Annotated in this window: 5 protein-coding genes and 1 pseudogene; 2 read left to right on the top strand and 4 right to left on the bottom strand. The window is 64.8% G+C overall.

From position 1 onward, the window contains the following. Both galE and J0I79_RS03150 read left to right on the top strand, forming a co-directional pair. A partial coding sequence (gene galE, locus J0I79_RS03155; RefSeq protein ID WP_292855272.1) for a UDP-glucose 4-epimerase GalE occupies window positions 1-913 on the top strand: 913 nt, incomplete at its 5' end. 109 nt (window positions 914-1,022) lie between these two features. Continuing rightward, complete coding sequence (locus J0I79_RS03150) at window positions 1,023-2,273, top strand: D-amino acid dehydrogenase (protein ID WP_292855271.1); 1,251 nt, start codon at window positions 1,023-1,025, stop codon at window positions 2,271-2,273. A 50-nt stretch (window positions 2,274-2,323) separates the two neighbouring features. On the opposite strand, the gene J0I79_RS03145 is transcribed toward J0I79_RS03150, so the two are convergent. The 4 genes and pseudogenes from J0I79_RS03145 to J0I79_RS03130 form a co-directional block, all read right to left on the bottom strand. Beyond that, complete coding sequence (locus J0I79_RS03145) at window positions 2,324-3,700, bottom strand: FGGY-family carbohydrate kinase (protein ID WP_292855270.1); 1,377 nt, start codon at window positions 3,698-3,700, stop codon at window positions 2,324-2,326. Next, window positions 3,697-4,014, bottom strand: coding sequence for an L-rhamnose mutarotase (gene rhaM / locus J0I79_RS03140; protein WP_292855269.1), 318 nt, complete (start codon window positions 4,012-4,014; stop codon window positions 3,697-3,699). Before rhaM ends, J0I79_RS03145 begins: the two co-directional genes overlap by 4 nt. Beyond that, window positions 4,014-5,009 carry an ABC transporter permease gene (locus tag J0I79_RS03135; RefSeq protein WP_292855268.1) on the bottom strand — a complete coding sequence of 332 codons (996 nt, stop codon included), beginning with the start codon at window positions 5,007-5,009 and terminating at the stop codon, window positions 4,014-4,016. The genes rhaM and J0I79_RS03135 overlap by 1 nt, the downstream gene beginning before the upstream one ends. After that, window positions 5,006-5,506: pseudogene (locus tag J0I79_RS03130) on the bottom strand (ABC transporter permease); the annotation flags it as partial. The pseudogene J0I79_RS03130 and the gene J0I79_RS03135, both read right to left, overlap by 4 nt.

Here is a 5,506-nt window from a genome sequence, read left to right as displayed (position 1 = left end):
CGTTCTCGACCGCCTTTCCACCGGCTTCGAATGGGCGGGGGCGCCGGAAGCCAGGCGGGTCGTCGGCGACGTCGCCGACCGGGAATTGGTCGGTTCGATCATCAGCGAGAACAAGGTCGACGCGATCATCCATTTCGCAGGCTCGATCGTGGTGCCGGAATCGGTCGCCGACCCGCTCGCCTATTACGAAAACAACACGTCCAAGACACGCACGCTGATCGAGACCGCGGTGCGCGCGGGCGTGCCGAATTTCATCTTTTCCTCCACCGCCGCGGTTTACGGCGGCGCCGGACTGGAGCCGGTGCGCGAGGATGCGCGACTGGCGCCGGAATCGCCCTACGGCCTGTCCAAGCTGATGAGCGAATGGATGCTGCGCGATGCCGCGATCGCACACGATATCCGCTATACGGCGCTGCGTTATTTCAATGTCGCCGGCGCCGATCCCAAGGGCCGCACCGGCCAGTCGACGCCGGGCGCCACCCATCTGATCAAGGTCGCCTGCGAGACGGCGCTCGGCAAGCGACCCTTCATGCAGGTGTTCGGCACGGACTATCCGACACCGGACGGCACCTGCATGCGCGATTACATCCATGTCAGCGACCTGGCGGCGGCGCATCGTCTGGCGCTCGAGCGGCTGCGCGCCGGCGGCGCCAGCCTTGTCGCCAATTGCGGCTACAGCCACGGCTATTCGGTGCTCGAGGTGATCGACAGCGTGCGGCGCGCCTTCGGCCATGATTTCGAGGTCAGGATGGGCGACAGGCGCCCCGGCGACGCCGCCGCGGTGGTCGCCAATTCCGATCTCGCGCGCGCCGAACTCGGCTGGACCCCGCAACGCGACGATCTCGACCAGATCGTCGCCGACGCGCTCGCCTGGGAGCGCATCCTGACCGGCAAGAACTCCGCGCGCGGCTGAACCGGCAAGCTGTTGGGCCAAGGGCTCGCACGCCCTGCCGGGAAACGCTATTGAGGACAGGTCAACGCGACGCGTGGCGCGGCGCCCGACGTGATCCCTTGGGGGCGGAATGAAGGTATTGGTGCTGGGAGCCGGTGTCGTTGGCACGGCGGCTGCTTATTTTCTTGCCAGCGACGGGCACGAGGTGACCGTCATCGAACGCCATGAGGCCGCGGCGCGGGGCACCAGCCAATCGAATGCAGGCCTGGTTTCGCCGGGCGATGCAACCGCCTGGGCTTCTCCGTCGGCGTTGAAGACCTTCCTTCGCGGCTTGTGGAACCATGAGCTCGGCATCAAGGTCAGGCCGACTCTCGATCCCTATTTCTATGCCTGGAGCCTGCGCTTCCTGCGTGAGTGCACCGTGGCGCGCATGCGCGCCAACACGCGGGTCAAACTGCGGCTCGCCTTGTATTCACGCGATTGCATCAATGCCGTTTCCGAGCAGATCGGCATCCACTACGATGAACGCAAACGCGGCATCGTCTATTTCTTTCGCTCGCAGAAAAGCCTCGACTCCGGCACTGACAACTACCGCTTCCTGGCGGAACATGGCCTGCCGATCGAGATCGTCGGCCGCGAGCGTTTGATTGAGCTCGAGCCAGGCCTTGCCGCCGTGAAGGAAAAGATCGCCGGTGGTGTCTATTCGCCGATAGACCAGACCGGCGATTCCAAGCAGTTCGCCGACAAACTGGCCGCTTACGCCGCTGAAAAGCTCGGCGTCAATTTCCTGTTCGGCACCACGGTGACTGGCCTCGACATCGATGGCGACCGGGTTCGCGCCGTGATGACATCGGCCGGGCCGGTGGCGGCCGATGCGGTTGTCATCTCCATGGGTCCGGAAAGCGGGCTGCTCGGCCGCCGTTACGGCATCGACCTGCCGGTCTATCCGGTGAAGGGCTATACGATGACGGTGCCGCTCGACGACGAAACCAAGGGACCGACCATGGGTGGGGCGGATGAAGATCAGCTTCTCGCCTATTCGCGTCTCGGCAACCGGCTGAGGATGTCATCGACGGCGGAGTTCACCGGCTTTGATCGCACCTTCAAGTCACGCGACTTCAACTCGATCCTGAAAACCAGCAAGGACCTTTTCCCCGGAGCCTTCGACGAGAAAAAGGCGCTTCTCTGGGCAGGACTGAGGCCGATGATGCCCAATTCCGTGCCGGTGTTCGGCCGGGCGAAATACAGCAACCTCTACCTCGATACCGGCCACGGCCATCTCGGCTGGACCCTGGCTTGCGGTTCCGGGAAGTTGATCACCGACCTCGTCGCCGGCCGCAAGCCGGAGATCGATCCGCAAGGGCTGGTCTATAAGGGATAAGGATATCGGGACCGCAAGTCATGCCGGCGTTCGGCAGGCGGATCCTGTAATCAGGCCTGCGCGTCGACCGCTGCGCGCCATGCGCTGACATAGCCGGCCCAGGCCGGGTCTGCCGGCGGCTCGATCCGCTCGCCCCTGCCATGCATCGCGACCTGATCCGTTGCCAGCAATGCCGCGCCGATGCTGGTGCCGGTGGCTGCTTCCGAAGCGATGACGGTGCGCGTTGTCGCCGCCGCCAGCATGCCGACGAAGAGCCGGTTACGGGCAAACGGGCCCTCGACCGTGGTCGGGCCCTCGGCGCCGATCAGGTCTAGGCAGGCGGCGGTCATCAGGGCCAGATAGAAGGAGATGACGGCGAAGCGCTCGCCCTTGCTCATACCGTCGGCGTTGAGCCATGCCGCGGCATGGTGCGGGAATGGCCCCGAGCCCTGCTGCGTCGACGGCAGCAGCAGGGTCTTCCGTGCCAGGACGGCCAGCACCTCGCTTCCGCTGCAATCCTGCGGCTTGTCCGCCGTCAGCAGCGAGAATTCACGCCCGCCCATGAAGCGCGCCGACGGCACGGGATGACCGAGCGCATTGACGTTGACCAGCGTGTCGCGCGCCGGATCGAGCGTGATCTCCCTGCCGCCGACCGCCATCGACACCACCCAGGTGCCGGTCGACACGACCGAAAAAGGCGCGATATCGGACAGGAGATGCGGCAGCAGCGAGGCGTTTGAATCATGCAGGCCGCAGAGGACAGGTGTTTGCGGATCGAGCCCGGTGCGCCTCGCAAGCGGGGGCAGGATCGGGCCGAGCCGCTCCCGGGCAGGCCGCACCGGTGCCATCAGGTGCCGCCATCCCAGAGCGTCGACCATCGACGAGAACTCGGATTTCCCGGGGCTCCAGAGATCGGTGTGGCAGCCGAGCGAGGTCACCTCGTTGGCCGCGACGCCGGTCAGGCGCAGAGCCCAGTATTGCGGATACATCAGCATCGCCTTTGCCCTGGCGAATTCGGCCGGGAACATCCTCTGCTGCCAGAAGAATTGCGCGCCGAGATTGAGGCCGACCGGCAGCCGTGGCGTCCCCGTCTCGGCGAAGGGCGGCCGGACGGCGTCATACTCAGCCGTCAGCCTGTCGGGGCCGTCGAATTCGTAGTCGAGCACCGGCAGCACCAGTTCGCCTGACGCGTCGACAAGCACGCCAGTAGCACCATGCGTGGTGATCGAGATGGCGTCGATGCGCTGCTCGCGGTTGAGGCTTGCAAGGCTGTTGAGGATGAAGGTCCACAGCGCTTCGACATCGTGATGCGGGTAGGGCGCCTGCCGCAGCGGCGCGTTGGCCGTGTGGCGCAACGCGATCTCGCTCGACGTGGTGAGATCGGCCAGCGCCACCTTGGCATTGGTCTTGCCGATATCGACGACGGCGATGTGGCGCAGCGCGTTCATTCCATATGGAACACGGTTTCCAGCGGCACGGCCACCGGCTCGTTGTCGGGCTTCGTTTCCATCAGGTCGGCCATCTCAGCCCACCAGCGCTGCATCACCGGGTGTTTGGGCAGGTCGGCCATGCCATGGTCGTCGCGCCGCCATAGCACGCCGAACAGGATGTTGGTCTCCTCGTCGAGATGGATCGAGTAGTCCGACACGCCGGCCTGTTTCAGGAGCGCGACCAGTTCCGGCCAGATCTCGTCGTGGCGCTTTCTGTATTCGGCCTTCATGCCGGGATTGAGCTTCATCTTGAAGGCGTATTTCTCAGGCATCAGCGCCCTCCGCGCAGCCGCCGCCAGACGATCGGCAGCGCGATGACGATGATCAGCAGCAGGCCGATGAAGATCGACATGACGATGCCGGGCACGTTGAGCAGGCCAAGGCCGAAGGTGACCAGCCCCATGATGAAGGCGGCCAGAACCACGCCAAGGATGCTGCCGGCGCCGCCGAGGATCGAGACGCCGCCCAGCACCACCATGGTGATGGCTTCGAGCTCATAGCCCTGGGCGATCGACGGCCGGGTCGAGCCGAGCCGCGAGGTGATCAGCACCGCAGCGATGCCGGACATCAGTCCCGTCAGGCAGAACAGGATGAACTTGATGCGCCCAACGCGCACGCCCGAGAATTGCGCCGCCACCGGATTGTTGCCGATGGCAAAGACGCGCCGGCCGAAACTCGTGCGATGCAGCAGGAACCAGTAGACGACAGCCGCGACGAGGAACAAAACCAGTTCGAACGACACTACCCACCAGACGTAGCCCTGCCCGAAGAAAGCGAAGCTTTCGGGGTAGCCCTTGTAAGCCTGGTCGCCGAGGATGATGAAGGCAATGCCGCGAAACAGGCTCATCGTGCCGATGGTGACCACGATGGAGGGCAGCCCGAGCCGTGTCACCAGCAATCCGTTGAAGGCGCCGCAACCGAGCCCGACGGCGACGCCGATCAGGACCAGCACGGGCGTTCCGGCGCCGGCCTGCACCGCCATGCCCATCAAGGTCGAGGCGAGCGCGATAATGGCGGCCACCGACAGGTCGATCTCGCCCGAAATGATCAGCAGCGCCATGGCGAAGGCGATCAGGCCCTTCTCGGTGAAATTGAAGGTCAGGTCCGACAGCGAATAGGGGTCGAGAAAATAGGGCGACGCGAAGCTGTTGATGGCGAAGATGGCGACGGCCACCACCACCAGAAGCGCTTCCCAGGAGAAAATCGCCGAGGAAAGCGGCTTGTCGAGCCGGTCGGGAATATGGCGCGGGGCAGGGGTGTCGGTCATGCCGCCTCGGCTCTCTTCAGGATGATGCGGCCCTGCTGGCGCTCGCCGCGCGCATTGAGCACGACGGCCAGGATGATGGCGCTGCCCGAGATCGCCATCTGCCAGAAGGGCGAGATGTTGATGACCGGCAGCGCGTTGGAGATGATGCCGAGGAACAGTGCGCCGAGCACCGCGCCCCCGACCGAGCCGATGCCGCCGGCGATCGAGATGCCGCCGATGACGCAGGCGGCGATGATATTGAGCTCATAGCCGTTGGCGACCTCGACCGAGGCGATCACGTAGCGTGAAATCCAGAGATAGCCGGCCAGGCCGCCGACCATGCCGGAGATGCAGAAGACGATGAACTTCGTGCGCCCGACATCGATGCCGGTATAGACCGATGCCGTCGGATTGACGCCGATGGCATAGATAGAGCGGCCGAGCGCGGTGCGCGTTATCACCAGGAAGAACAGCGCGATGACCAGGATCGCGATCCAGGACAGCACCGGTGTGCCGAG

The organism is Mesorhizobium sp., assembly GCF_017306585.1.
Taxonomy (GTDB): Bacteria; Pseudomonadota; Alphaproteobacteria; order Rhizobiales; family Rhizobiaceae; genus Mesorhizobium.
Note: the sequence above shows the minus strand (reverse complement) of the source record. Positions and strands in the feature narration are given on the sequence as shown.

Excerpts from the sequence above, each read along its gene's own strand:
- J0I79_RS03150 (WP_292855271.1), top strand. The coding sequence starts at position 1,023 with ATGAAGGTATTGGTGCTGGGAGCCGGTGTCGTTGGCACGGCGGCTGCT.
- J0I79_RS03145 (WP_292855270.1), bottom strand. The coding sequence starts at position 3,700 with ATGAACGCGCTGCGCCACATCGCCGTCGTCGATATCGGCAAGACCAAT.
- rhaM (WP_292855269.1), bottom strand. The coding sequence starts at position 4,014 with ATGCCTGAGAAATACGCCTTCAAGATGAAGCTCAATCCCGGCATGAAG.
- J0I79_RS03135 (WP_292855268.1), bottom strand. The coding sequence starts at position 5,009 with ATGACCGACACCCCTGCCCCGCGCCATATTCCCGACCGGCTCGACAAG.